Source organism: Tolypothrix sp. PCC 7712 (assembly GCF_025860405.1).
Classification (GTDB): domain Bacteria; phylum Cyanobacteriota; class Cyanobacteriia; order Cyanobacteriales; family Nostocaceae; genus Aulosira; species Aulosira diplosiphon.
In genome coordinates this window covers 4,014,095-4,031,161 of record NZ_CP063785.1, presented here as the reverse complement: position 1 = coordinate 4,031,161, position 17,067 = coordinate 4,014,095, and the positions used below count along the sequence as shown (strand labels likewise).

The following is a 17,067-nucleotide window of genomic DNA, read 5'->3' as shown; positions in this document are numbered from 1 at the left end:
TTAAGCTTAAGTTGACACCAATGCGGCGTGCCTTGCCCCTACAATCTGTCGCATTCTTTTTTCAAATTAGTATTACATTAAGTTTTTATGTCTATCCTCAGTAAAACTCAACTTTAATGAGAAAATTTGGACTTATCGTCTCAACAAATTCACTGAAGATATGGACGATCGCAAAAAAGCTCTCCAGTCTCTTGCTAATGCCCGTTGGCGAGTATCGCTGCTGCTGAGTGGAGCCATGATGGTGATTTATTTTGGCTTTATTCTGCTAATTGCCTTCAATAAACCATTATTAGGTTCATTAATCTTGCCAGGACTTAGTCTTGGCATTTTGCTAGGGGCATTAGTAATTGTCTGTGCATGGATATTGATTTTTCTTTATGTGCGCTGGGCAAATACTAAATACGATGATCGCATCGCTAATCTCACACGTAAATAAGCGCCAATAACTTGTTCTCTATCAAAAATTCAAATTTGTAATCAAATATGGGCATCAATAGTTTGTGGTACAACTTCCCACTAGCTGTAGATAATCTTACCAATTTGGGGCATTTTAACCCGTTGGCGATCGCGTTTTTTATATTGTTTGTAGCCACTTCCCTCGGTATTACCTATTGGGCGGCCAAGTTGACTAAAAGCACCGTCCACTTCTACACAGCCGGAGGTAATATCAGCGGTTTCCAAAATGGGCTGGCTTTAGCTGGTGACTTTATGAGTGCAGCTAGCTTTTTAGGAATTGCTGGGTTAGTTGCCCTCAATGGTTTTGACGGTTTAATTTATTCCATCGGCTTTTTAGTAGGCTGGCCGATTGTCATGTTCCTCATAGCCGAACCCCTAAGAAATCTCGGTAAATATACTTTCGCTGATGTCGTCGCTTATCGCTTACAGCAAAAACCTGTACGGATTGCGGCAGCAATTGGTACCTTAGCAGTCATCAGTTTTTATTTAATTGCCCAGATGGTAGGTGCAGGGGAACTAATTAAACTACTATTTGGCTTTGAATATGAATTAGCCGTAGTCATCGTTGGTGGCGTAATGATGGCTTATGTCATATTTGGGGGGATGATTGCTACTACCTGGGTACAAATTATTAAAGCTGTTTTATTGTTAGGCGGAACGATATTGCTAGCGATTTTGGTACTAGCAAAATTTGGTTTTAATCCCCTCAATCTCTTCGCCGCCGCCGCTGATAAGTACTCTGGTGTATTAGCCCCAGGTAAGCAAGTTTCCGATCCTTGGGATGCGATTTCTTTGGGGATGTCGTTAATGTTTGGAACTGCGGGATTACCCCATATTCTCATGCGGTTCTATACAGTACCCGATGCTAAAGCAGCGCGGGTTTCTGTGACTTACGCCACGGCTTTTATTGGCTTTTTCTATCTCCTCACCTTTATTCTCGGCTTTGGGGCAATGGTACTAGTAGGTCAAGATGCCATCAAGCAAATTGGTACTGGTGGTAACATGGCTGCACCGATGTTAGCGGAATTTTTAGGAGGGGATGCCTTCTTAGGCTTTATTGCGGCTGTTTCCTTCGCCACAATTTTAGCAGTAGTTGCAGGTTTAACACTTTCTGGGGCAGCTGCATTGTCCCATGATTTGTGGGTGAATGTGGTGCGCGGTGGTCATGCCAACGAATCAGAACAGCTCAAAGTCGCTCGTGGAGCCACAATGCTGTTAGGTGCATTAGCCATATTGCTAGGTATTTTGTTCAAAGGACAAAACGTAGCTTACATGGTAGGTTTAGCATTTGCGATCGCAGCTAGTGCCAACTTCCCCGCTTTACTATTATCAATGCTGTGGCGACGCTTCACTACTAACGGAGCTGTAGCCAGTATGTTAGTAGGAACCCTCTCTTCTTTAGTGCTGATTTATTTCTCTCCCACTATCCAAGTCACAATCCTCAAGCACGCGACAGCACCTTTCCCGTTAAAAAATCCTGGCTTGGTGACTATTCCCCTGGCATTTATTGTGGGGATTGTCGTCTCCCTACTATATAGCGAACAAGAAGCACAAGAAAGATTCGCAGAAGTAGAAAAGCGCATCGACCTTGGTTCCCAAAGTTGAAACTCTTTGCCGAGAAAATCCGGGATTATTTGTGAAGGGATGGGAAAACTCTCATCCCTTCAGAATGTTTGTCAATTAGGAAGAAAAATCAGCCTCTCAGTTTCAATTTCGTAATTTTTTTTAGCAGAAGATTGTTTGGGATTGTTTAAGAAACTACAAATTTACATATAGATAAAATACAATGCATATCATAGATTTATTCGATGATGATGAAATATCACACCATTGATGAACTGCTGAGTAATAATCAGTCTTGGGTTGCAGAAAAACTAGCTGGAGACGCAAATTACTTTAATAAGCTGTCAAATGGGCAAAAACCTCCTTTTCTGTACTTAGGTTGTTCTGACAGTCGTTTGCCCCTGACTAACTTTACCCGCACAGAACCGGGAGAGTTATTTGTCCATCGCAATATTGCTAATCAAGTTTCGCTCACAGATTTAAACTTCCTAGCGGTTTTAGAGTATGCAATTTGTCATCTTCAGGTGGAACACATCATTGTTTGTGGACACTACGATTGCGGTGGAATTAAAGCAGCGCTGGAGGGAAGAACCACCGGCATTATTGATAACTGGGTAAATCCTATTCGGGAACTTTACCTGCAAAATCAAGAAGAGATAGACGCTTTACCTACCAGAGAAGCACGCCTGAATTTTTTAGCAGAAATCAACGTGCTAGCGCAGGTAAAAAATCTCTACCACACTCCCATCTTGCGGAAAGCACTCCATGACGAAAACGCCCCAAAAATTCATGGTTGGGTACTAGACATCAAAACAGGGTTAATCAAAGACTTGCATGTCTCAACCTTACAATGGCAATTAACTTCATCTTCCTTGTTATCCAAAATGCCTTTAGTTACTATGTCTGAGATACATCCCACAGATGGGGTTGCGGGTTGTTGTTGCGAACAAGCCAGTGAGTTAGGTTTATCTACAGTTGAAAATTAGGCCAGAGAAGGAAGAATAACTAGCTGAGAAAAATACTGATAGTTAACACCAAAAAGATAGATACTTCAACTAGATATTGTGAGTTCTAGGGTAAAAATGCTGCCTTTTCCCACCTGACTTTCAACTGTTAGATGCGCTTGATGTTTTTGGGCGATCGCCACAGCAATCGCTAGCCCCAACCCTGTACCGCCAGTTTTACGAGAGCGATCGCTATCTACACGGTAAAAGCGCTCAAAAATTCGCTTTTGTTGAGTAGGCTCAATCCCAATTCCTGTATCTTTCACCGCAATCACCGCAGTGCGCTCGTTCTTTACTAAGCTGACAGTCACATAGCCGCCACTGGGCGTGTAGTGGATGGCATTGGCAATCAAGTTTGACACTAAGCGGTAAAGTTGTGATTCGTTACCTAAAGTGTAAACTTCGCTACTGGGAATTTGGCAAGTTAAGTGAATATCACAAGCAGTAGCCAGCTCTAAAAATTCCTCAGTCAAATCTGTCACTAAATCATTTAAGCAACAGGGCTGAAAGGGTTTTGGTGATGAGTTCTGCTCTAGACTAGTCAACAAAAGTAAATCTGCTATCAAATGGCTCAACCGTCGCCCCTGGCGCTCAACAGTCTGGAGCATGATTTGCATATCTTGCTGATTTGATTGTGGGATGCGGAGGACAGCTTCCACAGTTGCTAACAGACTAGCAAGAGGCGATCGCAGTTCGTGGGCAGCATTAGCGGTAAACTGTTGCTGTTGCTGATAGGACTGGTAAATCGGTTGCATTGCTAATCCAGAAAGCCACCAACTAGATATAGCTACAAAAATCAGGGTAATAGGCAATCCAATTGCCATAATCCATTGAATTCGCCTATTTTCGGCGTACAAAGGCTCTAAATTCCGTCCAAGTTGCAAATAGCCCCAGGATGAACGGTCATTAGCACCATGCAATATCGTTGTGAATTGGAGATAACGAATGCCATTAGGCGTGTGAAAAGTTTGCCATGTAGCACGATTGAGAGTTTGAGGCAGAGATGATGGTTGGTTGGGTGAAAAAGCCAGAAATTTACCTTTTTGATTAAATAGCCGAATATAGTACGTCGTGCGATCGCTGATGCCAATAGTATGCCGTTGAATTAGGGCAGGGGTAGCTTTGCAGGGTTGTCCACTCAAACATAAATCTGGAAAAATTTGTTGCAGCACAGCAGTTGGTTCTGCCGCAGCAGGCAGCAGTGGTTCTACACTATCGTGGAGGGTGCCTGCGATTGACTCAATTTCGCGCTCCATTGCTGCCCAGTTTGCTTCCACCATTGCGCGATACATCCCAAAGCCAGAAACACTTAAAATCAAGGCCATGACTGCGGCATACCAGAGGGCTAACCGTAGACGACTGCGCCGAAACAGTGAGTAGCTATTCATGGCTGAGAATTAAGTTGGGAGTTAAAACGATAGCCTGCGCCAGGAACGGTTTCAATCGGGCAGGGGCAGTCATGAGTTGCTAACTTCCGACGTAGTAGACGCATTTGAGCTGCAACCACATTGCTAATTGGCTCCTCGTCCATGTCCCAAAGTTGTTGACGCAATTTACTTCCGGGAATGATGCGATTGGGGTTCTGCATCAAATACATCAGCAGCTGGAATTCTTTGGTGGTTAAGGGAATGGAGAGAGGGGCGGATTGGTCTAAATTTACTTGTAGCAGATTGTTTGCTACATCCAGAGTAAAGCCTGCGACAGTCAAGGTAGGGGGTTGTAATTGAGGTGATCGCCTCTGTAGCGCCCGCAACCGCGCTAGCAATTCTTCCATGACAAACGGTTTGACTAAATAGTCATCGGCTCCCGCATCTAGCCCTGCCACACGGTTTTCTGCCTGCCCCAACGCAGTCAGCATCAGTACTGGTAAAGGATTTTTGTGCAATCTGAGCTTTTGGCATAACTCCAACCCCGACATTCCCGGAAGCAGCCAATCGACGATAGCGACGGTGTAATCTGTCCATTGGTTTTCCAGGCACAGCCAAGCCTGAGAGCCATCTGGTACCCAATCCACGATATATCTCTCACTAATTAAGACTTGTTTGATTGCCTGTCCCAAATCCACTTCATCTTCCACTAGTAAAATTCGCATCGCTCCAAGCAAATCAACCATGAGCTTGATCTTACCGAAACATCTGCAATTTCACCTGGATTTCATCTGCCCTCAATTTTTAGCAGGTTGCAAGGAGTGTAGCACTTCTCGATAACAGACAAACCAAAAATAAAGCGCGACATTCAGCCCACTCAACAATTTAGGAATACCTTCTAATAAGCTAGGAGTTCCATCACCCTCTAAATGCAAGGAATCTACTGTAATAGCAATAAATAATAAGACTAAACTAGCGATCAGGATAGTATAAGGTGTTGATTTGATTTGCCGTCTAAAAGCTAACCCATACAAGCTAGCAATAATCGTGTAGCAGACAATAGTTACTAGCTTGGGAATGCCAAATTGCAGAAAAATTATATGTAGTCGATAAATTCCATTAACTAAATAACCTGTTGTTAAAATTGCAGAGTAAAGAAAAAATTGATTATATCTATTATTAGGTTTAATAGTTTTTAGTAAAGTAAAACTAAAAGCACAAACTATAGGTGGTATAGAACATAGTATTTGGAATCCATGTGTAAACAATCCTGCACCTGGATATAATGGGGTAGGAGGTGGTAAGAACAAGCCTCCAACTGATACATCAAATATTTTATTATAAATAATAAAGACAATAATTAATAATAAACATAAACTATTAAACCAAAAAATATTTTTATAAATTAGCATATAGTTAAAAATTATTTACCTAATTTTAATTTAGAGAAATTTATTTTTTGATAATTAAATTAAAAACATTCTTGAAAATTGTCATTTCTCCTCATGATTGCTCTTTGAGAAGAAATTCCCACTGTTCACGCAGTGGGATAACACAATCTATTTCGATTTAATTGTGAAATTAACACGCTGTATATGAAATCTGGATGAAATGCGGGAGAGGATGTTTAGAAATTTGTGGAGTTCTTCTCACCATCCGCCGTCTTGGGCATGGGGCACGGGGAAGAAATCCAATGCCCTATGACCGCAAAATCCCTCCCATTTGAGAGCTTAACTTTCTGATTGCTGGCTCCTATACCTGGAGTGGTGGCTATCATCTGAGTAGGGGTGAGAATGACGCATTAATCTGTGTTGATGAGGATGGGTATGTGGTTCGGATTCTAGTATCCCCTGGTGATGATCGTGCTGATGATGTTCATCGTGGATATGTAAGTGTTCGTGCCAAATATTTTCATGGATATGTTCATTTTCATCCACTGGGGGTTTCAGGGTAAGTTGTACTACAATTAACAGTACTAAACCCACAAAGCTGCCATAGAGGAATTCACCTTCTGGAAATTTGCCTCCTAGCCACCCAGCCAGAGGATAAGAAATTGCCCACCACAAGTGACTCCAAGCAAAATGTGCGCCGTATACACGTCCTTGGGCATCACGATTAATGCGCTCGGCAATCAAAGTTTGGGTGGGTAAATTCACACAATTTTGTCCAAAACCAGCCAGTAGCCACAAAATCATCAATACACTTAAAGAAGCATAATTAGCAGGTAGTAAGGACAAAGTTATCAAAACCGCACCGAACAACACAAAGCTTTTTCTATTAATATGTTGACTGATGGCACCAAAAGCTACAGCGGAAAGCGTTGCACCGATACCAAAAGCAGCCATTACCCAGCCGTACTGCACATTTCCTAATTTGAGAGTTCCCTGGACATAGCCAACGGTATTCACCAAAATCTCTGCTCCAGCAATGGATGCAACCAACTGCATGAAAAGTGCGTATCGAATAGGTGCATCACTAAAAAGGCGGCTTGTACCGTCTTTAATGTCTTGCCAGGTTCTACCACTTGTTGTTGATGATTGTTGATTTGGTGCTACTCTTAAATGACCAGGTAGGGTAAAAATCAATACTGCCGCCACAAGAAAAGTTACAGCATCCACAAAGAAAACTTGTCTGGCACCGATGAAAGCAGCAGCACTGCCAGCTATACCAGGGCCAAGTACACCCAGTAATTGATAAGTAGCACTAGAAAGAGCGATCGCAGCTGCATAATCATTCTTACCAGTTACTAGTGGAATTGTGGCTTGGTAAGTTGGCGTAAAGAAGGCATTGAAGACATTAAGCGTAAATATCAGGGCATACACTTGCCAAACTTGTGTGACAAAAGGCAATAGGCTAACAATTACCATGCGTACACAATGCGTTCCCACGAGTATTGATTTGCGGTCAACACGGTCAGCCAAAGCCCCTGCCAAGGGAGATAGTAAAACAAATGCAGTAATTCGCAACGTCAACGCCAAGGCAAGTACAACTGCGCTACTATCTCCAGCTAACTCAAAAGCCAGCAGCGCCAAACCTACCCAAGTCAGCGCATCCCCTAACAAATTAATGGTTTGAGCTGCGTAAAGCCTTGCAAAAACAGGGTTTCTCAAACTGGCAAAGAAATGAAACCTCGTAATCATCATCTGTTGGTGTTTATTAAAGCTAATTTATCCCTGTTTGTCAGAGGGATAAGTTTTAAAAGGTTGTTATAAACTACTTTCAAGCATAACCCATAGGGGGGCATATAATGATTACCCATCTGGGAATGCCTGAGCGCTCTCTAGCACCCAATCCAAGATATAAAGCTTACTAATCAGGACTGGTTTGACCAGTAAAAGCCCCATCCCTCCAGGGAAATCAACCATGAGCTTGATATTATCCGAAATATATTCAATTTCACCTGGATTTCATCTGCCCTTTGGCAGACTAGGAAGAACTTTTGTGTAACCAAATATCATTGTGAGGAGCGAGCATGAAATCCCTTGGGCTAATAAGTTCTATTCTGGCAGCGAGTCTAACCATCTGTGCGCCTACAGTTGTGTTTGCTCACGCTGGACATGGTGATGAATTTCAGGCAACAGGTGGTATTAATCGCGTGAAAGTCAATGCTCAAACAGATCAACTGTTAGGTATTGTGGTCACGCCAATCGCCTCCTCTGCCAAATCTGGATCTGCTGTCATGATTCCGGTGACAGCGCTGGTTGATGCCAACGGGAAACAGATAGTCTTTGTGCAATATGAAAATTTTTATGAGCCAGTGGAAATTACAACTGGCACAACTAAGGGTGAACTGATTGAAGTCACCAAAGGATTATCAGTTGGGGAAAAGCTTGTTACTCAGGGTAGTTTGTCACTCTATGCCGAATCTCGCAAAACCCAAACTGCCGATACAACCCCTAGTCCAGCCGCGATCGCCACTCCCCAAACCGACGCGGAACATGCTAAAGCACACACTGAAGGTACGGCTCACAGCCATGACACCCCACAAGCCAGTGGAGTATCAAAGGGTGTTTTAGCCTCCGTCGGTGGTGGAGCAGTCTTAGTAGCAGGCGCGATCGCTGTTATAGTTAGCAATCGCAAAAAGAAAAGTGACTTTTCTGATAAGAAGGGAGACATTTAATTGAAATGTTGAACTCAATTCTCAATCAGATTCTCAAAACCTCAATTGTCCAGCGTTGGTTCATAGTTATCTCTGCAATTTTAGTAACGCTGTGGGGAGTATTTACTATCACTCAGATGCCACTGGACGTGTTTCCTGAATTTGCACCCCCCCAGGTGGATATTCAAACCGAAGCGACTGGACTAGCTCCAGAGGAAGTAGAATCACAAATTACTGTACCGATTGAAAGTGCGGTGAATGGTTTACCTGGGGTAACTACGGTGCGTTCTTCCTCCAAAGTCGGGCTGTCGATGGTGCAGGTGGTATTTGACCAGGATGCCGATATTTATAAAGCGCGGCAATCAGTAACAGAACGACTCCAACAGGTGACCAATCAGTTACCGGAGGGGGTGCATCCGCCGGAAATTTCACCGTTAGCATCACCATTAGGCACAATTTTACAATATGCCTTTACTGTAAATGGGCAGGGGAAAACCTCGCTGATGGATTTGCGCCGTCTGGTGGATAGCACCCTTAGCAACCAAATTTTATCTGTGCCAGGAGTCACCCAAGTTACCGTTTACGGTGGGGATGAACGACAGGAACAGGTGTTAGTCGATCCAGAAAAATTGCGATCGCTCAATGTATCCCTGACCGAAGTTACCAATGCTGCCAAGGGCGCAAATTCTAATGCTCCTGGTGGCTTTTTAATTGGTGGTGGTCAAGAAATGTTGGTGCGCGGCATTGGGCAGGTGAAATCAGTTACAGATTTGCAACAATCTGTGGTAAAGGTGCAAGATGGTAAACCGATTTTGCTCAAAGATGTAGCGCAGGTACAAACGGGTGCGGTACCAAAGCGGGGGGATGCAAGCTTTAATGGACAACCTGCTGTGGTGATGATGATCAACAAGCAGCCAGATGTTGATACTCCCACCGTCACCAAAGCAGTAGAAGCGGTAGTGAAATCTTTGCAACCCACGTTTCCCGCCGATGTGCAGGTGAAACAAACCTTCCGCCAAGCTAATTTTATTGATATTGCCATCCACAATGTTGGTGGCTCTTTAATCGAAGGCATCATCATTGTGTCAATAGTCATGCTGCTGTTTTTGATGAACTGGCGAACAGCGATGATTACCCTAACGGCGATTCCTTTATCTTTGTTAATTGGTGTGATGTTACTAAAAGCTTTTGGCTTAGGTATCAACACTATGACTCTGGGTGGATTGGTGGTAGCGCTGGGTGCGTTTGTCGATGATTCAATTGTGTATATGGAGAATTGCTATCGTGGACTGCGAACCAATCAACTTCAGAGTCAGCCCAAGCACCCGTTGAAAGTAATTTTTGATGCCTTTGTAGAAGTGCGGTTGGCAGTAATTTTCTCAACGGTAATCATCATCGTTGTCTTTGCACCAATTTTTAGCTTGACCGGAGTTGAAGGACGGATTTTTGCACCAATGGGGCTGGCTTATTTGCTCTCAATTGCAGCTTCTTTAATAGTGGCAATGACCTTAACTCCTGCCCTCTGTGCCATTCTTCTAGCAAATCGCACCTTGCCTCAAGAGAACACATTCGCTTCGCGCTGGGCAGAGCGATTGTATCGTCCACTACTCAATCTGTCGCTGCGATTACCGCAAATCATTCTAGGTGTAGCACTTGCAGCTTTAGTTGCTGCTTTTGCAATTATTCCTTCCTTGGGACGGGTGTTTCTTCCCGAATTTCAGGAAAAATCAATGGTTAATTCAATGGTTTTGTTTCCTGGTGTTTCCCTAGAAATGACTAATCGAGCAGGGATGGCATTCTCCAATGCGCTCAAGGATAATCCTTTGTATGAGTGGGTACAAGTCCGCGCCGGACGTGCGCCAGGAGATGCAGACGGGGCGGGAGTGAGCATGGCTCATGTGGATGTAGAACTGAGCGATCGCGCGTTGCAAAATCGGGAAGCCAGCATCAAACAATTGCGGCAGGAGTTTAATAAACTGCCTGGTGTGGCATCTAACATTGGTGGATTTATTTCTCACCGCATGGATGAAGTGCTATCTGGAGTCAGAAGTGCGATCGCAGTGAAAATCTTTGGCCCAGATTTAATTGAACTACGGAAAATTGGCGAACAAGTACGAGATGTGATACAGCCGATTGCAGGAATTGTAGACTTGCAACTAGAACCCCAACTACCAATTCGTCAGGTACAAATTCATTATGATCGGGCGGCAGCAGCTACCTATGGATTGAATATGGAGCAGTTGTCAGAAGTTGTGGAAACTGCTTTAAATGGTCTTGTGGTGTCGCAAGTAGCAGAAAATCAGCAACTCATTGATATTTCTATTTCTGTAACCGAAAAAGCTCGTAATAGTTTAGATGCCATTCGCGCTATTCCCATCACTACGCCGACAGGAAAAACTATCCAGTTAGGCGAGGTTGCGAAAGTAGAGTATGGTATGGGAGCCAATGTAGTGAATCGGGAAGATGTATCCCGGCTGATTGTGGTTTCGGCGAACGTTGCCGAGCGCGATTTGGGCAGTGTCGTTGGCGATATTCAATCCCAAATTCAACAGAAAATCAAATTACCTAATGGCTACTTTATCCAGTACGGCGGACAGTTTGAATCGGAACAACGAGCAACTAACAACCTACTAGTATTTAGCCTTTTGGCGGCGATTGCGATCGCAGTTTTGATGTTCTTCTCGGTAAAATCGCTTCCCGCTACCATCGCTATCATGCTCAATCTGCCACTAGCACTAGTGGGTGGGATTGTTTCTATTGTGCTGACAGGTGGCGTAATTTCAGTTGCTTCCTTGGTTGGCTTCATTACCTTGTTTGGTGTCGCTGTCCGTAATGGTTTGTTACTAGTTGACAATTACAACAGCAAGTTTGCTCAAGGAATGCACCCTAAAGATGTCATTATCAAAGGTTCATTGGAACGAATTGATGCCATCCTGATGACGGCGCTGACTTCAGCATTAGGAACATTACCCTTGGTACTCTCTAGAGGAGCCGGAAATGAAATTTTGCAACCATTGGCAATTGTCGTGTTGGGCGGTTTATTTACCTCTACAGCATTAACTTTGCTCGTGATTCCTGCGCTCTATGCTCAGTTTGGCAAATACTTAATCCCCAAACAGCCTGCTAACAATGAAATAAGTTTGCCTTTGAATCCCGATCCACAATATTGGTAAATTCATCAGCAACCAAGCCCAATACTTGTCGGTGAAAGTGAAAAAGGGGAATGGTTCAAGGGAAAGAAAAAACCTTTAACCTTTTCCCCAAAACCAATTTTGAGTTCAAAACCCTTAACCGAGTAGTATTGCCACCGAGCCCATTCTTGCCCATATTTCTGCAAATTAGAAGTGAAAGCCACTCCCTCAAAAGTGGATGAAAATAGCTTCCTCTGGGTTCCAATCAGCACCTTGACAGAATTCATCCACCCAAGAAGATACAGTAGTAGCATTACTAATATGTGAAAGTTTGACTTTCTTGGGTATGGGTGGTAATTGCACCTTCAGGGATTTACCATTGCTAGGACGCTGAATATTGAGACCAAGAGATTGCAGTGTTTTTTCATTGACAGATACTTCAGTAGGCTGGGCTAGCGGCTCTATTTGCTGTGCTGGTAAAATCTCATCTGTGGGTTTTTCCGCCAGCAGCGTTGTAGCAGCAGACTCTCGACTCACCGCCGTAGCCACTGCAAATGATGATTCCGGTTGGCGAACTACGCTATTAGTTACCGTAAAAGATGGTACAGCAATTTTTGTGGGGGTGCGATCGCTCAGGAACGGTTCGGAATTTAATATTCTTGTAGGAGATTGGGAAGTGACTGCTAAATTATCGGTAACTAATAATACAGGCTCTAATTTATCCTGAATTGCTTCTAAAGGCTCGGCAGAAAATTGGTCAGAAACAATATAATCATCTTGATTAATTAAATCTAACTCTTCGTCAGGATTGAAGTTCAAACCCAATGCCCTAATTATTTGATCAGGGTTATTATTGAGTTCCATAATAAAACCAAGTATTTGATCAAACTCAGGTTCTAAAACAGACAGAGTAGCCAACATAAAACCAGATGAAGGTCGGCGCAGACCATCATAAGTAGCCCAAATCCGCATTTTTACTAACCAGGGCCGGTTTTGTTGATAATAACTCAGCCACTTCATTTTCAATGATTGACGTAGCTGTTGAATGTTCATTGGCTTCCTCACTTCAGTCAACAAAGAGTGCAGACTTGATATTTTTAAAACAGGTTTATCCTTGGGGATGAAACCGATAATAAAGCATCTGCTTGACTCTTTGATCACCTATTAAGTGTTGTTCTACCAATAGAGGTACTTCGCTTGGTTGAACTCGGCTATACCAGATCATCTCAGGTAATACCAGTACCATCGGCCCGCTACCACATTGTCCCAAACAGCTGCTAGATGTAACGATGACACCGGGAACGGGTAAAGCAGTAAAAGCCGCTAACACATCTGCTGCGCCTTGTTTTTTACAAGTGCGGTTTTGACACACCCGCACGCATTTTGGCACAGCAGCAGGATTTATTGTGGGGAACTGTGGCTGAGTAGTGTTTGACATGGGGATTGGGGACTGGGGACTGGGGAACTCGGGGCCCCCTCTGGGGATAAGGGGTAATGGGGATTGGGGATGGGGATTGGGGATGGGGAAATTAATTATTTTTGACTCTTGTACAGACGCAATGAATCGCATCTCTCCAACAGACGCGATGAATCGCGTCTCTACAATTTTTAACTAATCTACGGAAAGTCCTTTAGAGGCAAGCCATTCGCGGTTGAATATGCGGGACTGATAGCGAGAACCGCTGTCACAGAGAATGGTGACGATGGTGTGTCCTGGGCCTAACTGCTTGGCTAATGCAACAGCCGCAGCTACATTAATCCCTGTGGAACCACCCATTAACAAACCATCTTTTCTCAGCAGTTGGTAAACTACTCGCAAAGCTTCTGGGTCATCTATCTGGATTGCATCATCGGCGGGTGCGCCTTCCATATTGGCGGTGATGCGACTGTTACCAATACCTTCGGTGATGGAATTACCTTCCATCTTGATTTCACCTGTTTTAATATAGCTGTAAAGTCCGCTACCAAGGGGGTCAGCAACAACGCATTTAACAGCTGGATTCTTTTCTTTTAGGTAAAGTGCGACACCAGCAAATGTCCCACCAGTACCAGTAGCAGCTACCCAGCCGTCAACTTTACCATCTGTTTGTGCCCAAATTTCTGGGCCTGTGGTTTCATAATGGGAATTGCGGTTGGCTAAATTATCAAATTGGTTTGCCCAAATCGCGTTGTCTAACTCCGCCGCAATTCTGCCTGAAAGCTTAACGTAGTTGTTGGGGTCTTTGTAGGGAACAGCAGGAACCGGACGAACTTCTGCACCTAGTGTTGTAAGTGCGTCTATCTTTTCTTGGGATTGGGTATCAGGAATAATAATGAGGCATTTGTAACCTTTGGCATTGCAAATATGCGCCAAGCCAATGCCAGTATTACCAGCCGTACCTTCAACTACTGTACCACCAGGCTTGAGTAAACCTTTCTTTTCTGCGTCTTCAATAATATACAGTGCAGCTCGGTCTTTAACGGAACCACCAGGATTGAGAAATTCGGCTTTAGCTAAAATTTCGCACCCTGTTTCTTCACTAAAGCTGTTGAGGCGAATCAGAGGTGTGTTACCAACTGTGCCTACGAAGCCATGTTTGACATCCATATTTGACCGTACCTAAATTATTTTCTATAAAAATTTTGGCGTATACTGGCGGCAGTATTTATAGTTTTTTTAAGCCTTCCATATCTAATTTTAGCTTGCAATTCTAATTGACAATTTTCCCAGTCCCCAATCCCTAGTCCCCAGTCCCTAATCCCCAATCCCCAGTAAAGTAGCGATTATACTGAGGCTTTATAAATTTTAGTAAAATAAAATACATTTATATGTCATGATTACTTAAATCATGTCATTGTCCTAAACGGAGTGGACAGTAATGGAAAGCGATAGCGAAGCGCAGCAGAGAAGCGCAGAACGCAATCAAGAACTGGAACAGCGCGAACGTGAAATTCGACAACGAGAAGTAGAATTAAAACTCCGGGAAATGGAAGCAGAAATTAATCCACCTGTTTATAAAACTGTTAAGCATCAGCCGGAAAAGCTATCTCAGCCGTTGTTGAAAAATATCATGCTGGGTGCTGCACTAGTACACTACGGCGTAAATAAACATACCATTCCCAATGGTGCAAAAGATATAAGTCTTTTCTTTTGACTTTTGAACGCCAGTTGCTACAACGGGGGGAACCCCCGCAACGCACTGGCTCCTTTTGACTTCCGAGCAGCGGCGCTGGTATGGCTAGCTTACAAGCTGTTTCTGGAATCTTCTAAAAATCAACCTTAATTAGGGTATGAATCTGATGAGTAATCAAGTTGCAACTGATCAATTTATCAATGATTTAGAACGGGTTGCACAAGTGCGATCGCAAATGGCTGATTGTCTAAGTAAACTTGCAGATACAATTAATCAAGCTGAATTAGTTGGGGAATCTTCTTCAGGGAAACTCAGCCTAGAACGCGATATTGAAGATATTGCAGCAGCTAGCAAAAATCTCAAGCAAGGTGTATTTCGTCTGTTAGTTTTAGGCGATATGAAACGGGGTAAAAGTACGTTTCTCAATGCCTTAATTGGGGAAAATTTATTACCCAGTGATGTTAATCCCTGTACAGCAGTCTTAACTGTATTGCGCTACGGCCCAGAGAAAAAGGTTACAATTCATTTTAATGACGGGAAAAGTCCCCAAGAATTAGATTTTCAAAGCTTTAAATATAAATATACTATTGACCCGGCTGAAGCCAAGAAACTAGAACAAGAGAAGAAACAAGCATTTCCTGATGTTGATCATGCTGTAGTTGAGTATCCCTTAACACTATTAGAAAAGGGGATTGAAATTGTTGATAGTCCAGGATTAAATGATACGGAAGCACGTAACGAATTATCTTTAGGTTATGTCAATAATTGTCATGCTATCTTATTTGTGATGAGAGCATCACAACCTTGTACTTTAGGCGAACGGCGGTACTTAGAAAATTATATTAAAGGTCGAGGCTTAACAGTATTCTTCTTAGTCAACGCCTGGGATCAAGTGCGGGAATCATTGATAGATCCTGATGATACAGAAGAGTTAAACGCCGCCGAGAATAGATTACGACAAGTATTTAAAGCGAATTTGGCAGAATATTGTCATGTAGATGGACAGAATATTTATAATGAGCGAGTTTTTGAGCTTTCCTCAATTCAAGCACTGAGAAAAAGATTGAAGAATCCCCAAGCGGATTTACAAGGAACTGGCTTTCCAGAGTTTATGGGAGCATTGAATACTTTCCTCACTAGAGAACGTGCGATCGCAGAATTACGACAAGTCAGAACTTTGGCGAGACAAACTTGTAATCACACCCGCGAAGCTATCGAAAGACGCTTACCTTTGCTAGATAAAGATGTTGATGAATTGAAGGAGAGAATTAACTCTGTAGAACCAGAGTTTAAGAAGCTAACCAATATTGGCGATCAATTCCAAAAAGAAATTATCAATACTAGAGATACACAAGCAAGAACAATTTCAGAATCTTTTCGCAGCTACGTTTTAAATCTAGGTAATACCTTTGAAACCGATTTCTTGCGCTATCAACCAGAATTAAATTTGCTTGACTTACTCAGTAGCGGTAAACGGGAAGCATTTAATGCGGCGCTGCAAAAAGCCTTTGAACAATATATTACTGATAAATTCTCTGCTTGGACTTTAACAGCGGAAAAAGATATTAATGCAGCATTTAGAGAACTTTCTCGTAGTGCTGCACAGTATGGCGCATCCTATAGCCAAGTCACAGATAAAATTACCGAAAAATTAACTGGACAACAAGTAAAAGTTCATTCCACAGGTACGCCAGAAGATGATACATCTCCGGGTTGGGCAAAATGGGCGATAGGATTATTATCCTTATCACAAGGAAATTTTGCGGGTGTAGCTTTAGCTGGTGCAGGGTTTGATTGGAAAAATATTTTATTGAATTACTTCACTGTAATTGGCATTGGCGGCATAATTTCGGCAGTTACAGGGATTTTTCTCGGCCCTATTGGATTTGCATTACTAGGCTTAGGAATAGGCGTTTTACAAGCAGATCAAGCACGTAAAGAATTAGTCAAAACTGCCAAAAAAGAATTAGTGAAACATCTTCCACAAGTAGCCAACGAACAATCTAAAACTGTATATGATGCAGTAAAAGAATGTTTTGACTCTTACGAAAGAGAGGTTACTAAGCGGATTAATGAAGATATCACATCTCGTAAAGCAGAATTAGATAATTTGCTGAAGCAAAAAGCCTCACAGGAAATAAATCGTGAAAGTGAATTAAAGCGGTTAAAGAATTTGCAGGAAGCAGTAATAAAAGAACTGCAAAAGATTGAAGCAACTTACAGCAACTTATTAGCTTATTACAGCTGAGATAATTTCCTCTGCTTTGAATTTATTGCCCAGATACCCGAATTCTTTCAGAATTCGGGTATCTACATCCAAGGAAACGAGAGAGC

14 protein-coding genes are annotated in these 17,067 nt (G+C 42.9%); 7 read left to right on the top strand and 7 right to left on the bottom strand.

Annotated features, from left to right (window positions below; all coding sequences use genetic code 11):
* Positions 1-160 precede the first annotated feature (160 nt).
* The 3 genes from HGR01_RS16805 (at position 161) to HGR01_RS16795 (ending at position 3,005) form a co-directional block, all read left to right on the top strand.
* Entirely contained in the window at positions 161-436 is a 276-nt protein-coding gene (locus HGR01_RS16805) for a DUF485 domain-containing protein (protein WP_045870937.1), read from the top strand.
* A 47-nt stretch (positions 437-483) separates the two neighbouring features.
* Positions 484-2,061 carry a sodium:solute symporter family transporter gene (locus HGR01_RS16800; RefSeq protein WP_045870936.1) on the top strand — a complete coding sequence of 526 codons (1,578 nt, stop codon included), beginning with the start codon at positions 484-486 and terminating at the stop codon, positions 2,059-2,061.
* Positions 2,062-2,264: 203 nt separating this feature from the next.
* Positions 2,265-3,005 carry a carbonic anhydrase gene (locus HGR01_RS16795; RefSeq protein WP_228045473.1) on the top strand — a complete coding sequence of 247 codons (741 nt, stop codon included), beginning with the start codon at positions 2,265-2,267 and terminating at the stop codon, positions 3,003-3,005.
* Between the two features lie 65 nt (positions 3,006-3,070).
* Here HGR01_RS16795 and rppB read toward each other — a convergent pair whose 3' ends face one another.
* The 4 genes from rppB to HGR01_RS16775 all read right to left on the bottom strand — a co-directional run bounded on the left by rppB (position 3,071) and on the right by HGR01_RS16775 (position 7,533).
* Positions 3,071-4,411 (bottom strand): two-component system sensor histidine kinase RppB, encoded by a 1,341-nt coding sequence (rppB, locus tag HGR01_RS16790; RefSeq protein WP_045870935.1) that lies wholly within the window; start codon positions 4,409-4,411, stop codon positions 3,071-3,073.
* Entirely contained in the window at positions 4,408-5,115 is a 708-nt protein-coding gene (gene rppA, locus HGR01_RS16785; RefSeq protein ID WP_045870992.1) for a two-component system response regulator RppA, read from the bottom strand. The genes rppB and rppA overlap by 4 nt, the downstream gene beginning before the upstream one ends.
* 72 nt (positions 5,116-5,187) lie before the next feature.
* Positions 5,188-5,802 carry a hypothetical protein gene (locus tag HGR01_RS16780; RefSeq protein WP_045870934.1) on the bottom strand — a complete coding sequence of 205 codons (615 nt, stop codon included), beginning with the start codon at positions 5,800-5,802 and terminating at the stop codon, positions 5,188-5,190.
* A gap of 318 nt (positions 5,803-6,120) precedes the next feature.
* Positions 6,121-7,533, bottom strand: coding sequence for an MFS transporter (locus HGR01_RS16775; protein WP_255325228.1), 1,413 nt, complete (start codon positions 7,531-7,533; stop codon positions 6,121-6,123).
* Positions 7,534-7,862: 329 nt separating this feature from the next.
* Here HGR01_RS16775 and HGR01_RS16770 point away from each other — a divergent pair, with 329 nt between their 5' ends.
* Together HGR01_RS16770 and HGR01_RS16765 are read left to right on the top strand one after the other, a co-directional pair.
* On the top strand, positions 7,863-8,510 hold the full coding sequence (locus tag HGR01_RS16770; RefSeq protein WP_045870932.1) for a cobalt transporter: 648 nt from the start codon (positions 7,863-7,865) through the stop codon (positions 8,508-8,510).
* Between the two features lie 5 nt (positions 8,511-8,515).
* Positions 8,516-11,662, top strand: coding sequence for a CusA/CzcA family heavy metal efflux RND transporter (locus HGR01_RS16765; RefSeq protein ID WP_045870931.1), 3,147 nt, complete (start codon positions 8,516-8,518; stop codon positions 11,660-11,662).
* Positions 11,663-11,848: 186 nt separating this feature from the next.
* Here HGR01_RS16765 and HGR01_RS16760 read toward each other — a convergent pair whose 3' ends face one another.
* The 3 genes from HGR01_RS16760 to HGR01_RS16750 form a co-directional block, all read right to left on the bottom strand.
* On the bottom strand, positions 11,849-12,673 hold the full coding sequence (locus tag HGR01_RS16760) for a DUF5331 domain-containing protein (protein ID WP_045870930.1): 825 nt from the start codon (positions 12,671-12,673) through the stop codon (positions 11,849-11,851).
* Between the two features lie 55 nt (positions 12,674-12,728).
* Positions 12,729-13,058, bottom strand: a complete 330-nt coding sequence (locus HGR01_RS16755; protein ID WP_045870929.1) for a (2Fe-2S) ferredoxin domain-containing protein — start codon at positions 13,056-13,058, stop codon at positions 12,729-12,731.
* 174 nt (positions 13,059-13,232) lie between these two features.
* A complete protein-coding gene (locus HGR01_RS16750; RefSeq protein ID WP_045870927.1) occupies positions 13,233-14,207 on the bottom strand; it encodes a cysteine synthase A in 975 nt (324 codons plus the stop codon).
* A gap of 271 nt (positions 14,208-14,478) precedes the next feature.
* Between HGR01_RS16750 and HGR01_RS16745 the strand changes: the two genes are divergently transcribed.
* Positions 14,479-14,754 carry a hypothetical protein gene (locus HGR01_RS16745; RefSeq protein WP_045870926.1) on the top strand — a complete coding sequence of 92 codons (276 nt, stop codon included), beginning with the start codon at positions 14,479-14,481 and terminating at the stop codon, positions 14,752-14,754.
* Positions 14,755-14,899: 145 nt separating this feature from the next.
* A complete protein-coding gene (locus HGR01_RS16740) occupies positions 14,900-16,981 on the top strand; it encodes a dynamin family protein (RefSeq protein WP_045870991.1) in 2,082 nt (693 codons plus the stop codon).
* Positions 16,982-17,067: the final 86 nt, after the last annotated feature.

Bases quoted from the DNA above. Each gene is read 5' to 3' on its own strand.
- HGR01_RS16805 (WP_045870937.1), top strand. From the start codon at position 161: ATGGACGATCGCAAAAAAGCTCTCCAGTCTCTTGCTAATGCCCGTTGG.
- HGR01_RS16800 (WP_045870936.1), top strand. From the start codon at position 484: ATGGGCATCAATAGTTTGTGGTACAACTTCCCACTAGCTGTAGATAAT.
- HGR01_RS16795 (WP_228045473.1), top strand. From the start codon at position 2,265: ATGATGATGAAATATCACACCATTGATGAACTGCTGAGTAATAATCAG.
- rppB (WP_045870935.1), bottom strand. From the start codon at position 4,411: ATGAATAGCTACTCACTGTTTCGGCGCAGTCGTCTACGGTTAGCCCTC.
- rppA (WP_045870992.1), bottom strand. From the start codon at position 5,115: ATGCGAATTTTACTAGTGGAAGATGAAGTGGATTTGGGACAGGCAATC.
- HGR01_RS16780 (WP_045870934.1), bottom strand. From the start codon at position 5,802: ATGCTAATTTATAAAAATATTTTTTGGTTTAATAGTTTATGTTTATTA.
- HGR01_RS16775 (WP_255325228.1), bottom strand. From the start codon at position 7,533: ATGATGATTACGAGGTTTCATTTCTTTGCCAGTTTGAGAAACCCTGTT.
- HGR01_RS16770 (WP_045870932.1), top strand. From the start codon at position 7,863: ATGAAATCCCTTGGGCTAATAAGTTCTATTCTGGCAGCGAGTCTAACC.
- HGR01_RS16765 (WP_045870931.1), top strand. From the start codon at position 8,516: ATGTTGAACTCAATTCTCAATCAGATTCTCAAAACCTCAATTGTCCAG.
- HGR01_RS16760 (WP_045870930.1), bottom strand. From the start codon at position 12,673: ATGAACATTCAACAGCTACGTCAATCATTGAAAATGAAGTGGCTGAGT.
- HGR01_RS16755 (WP_045870929.1), bottom strand. From the start codon at position 13,058: ATGTCAAACACTACTCAGCCACAGTTCCCCACAATAAATCCTGCTGCT.
- HGR01_RS16750 (WP_045870927.1), bottom strand. From the start codon at position 14,207: ATGGATGTCAAACATGGCTTCGTAGGCACAGTTGGTAACACACCTCTG.
- HGR01_RS16745 (WP_045870926.1), top strand. From the start codon at position 14,479: ATGGAAAGCGATAGCGAAGCGCAGCAGAGAAGCGCAGAACGCAATCAA.
- HGR01_RS16740 (WP_045870991.1), top strand. From the start codon at position 14,900: ATGAGTAATCAAGTTGCAACTGATCAATTTATCAATGATTTAGAACGG.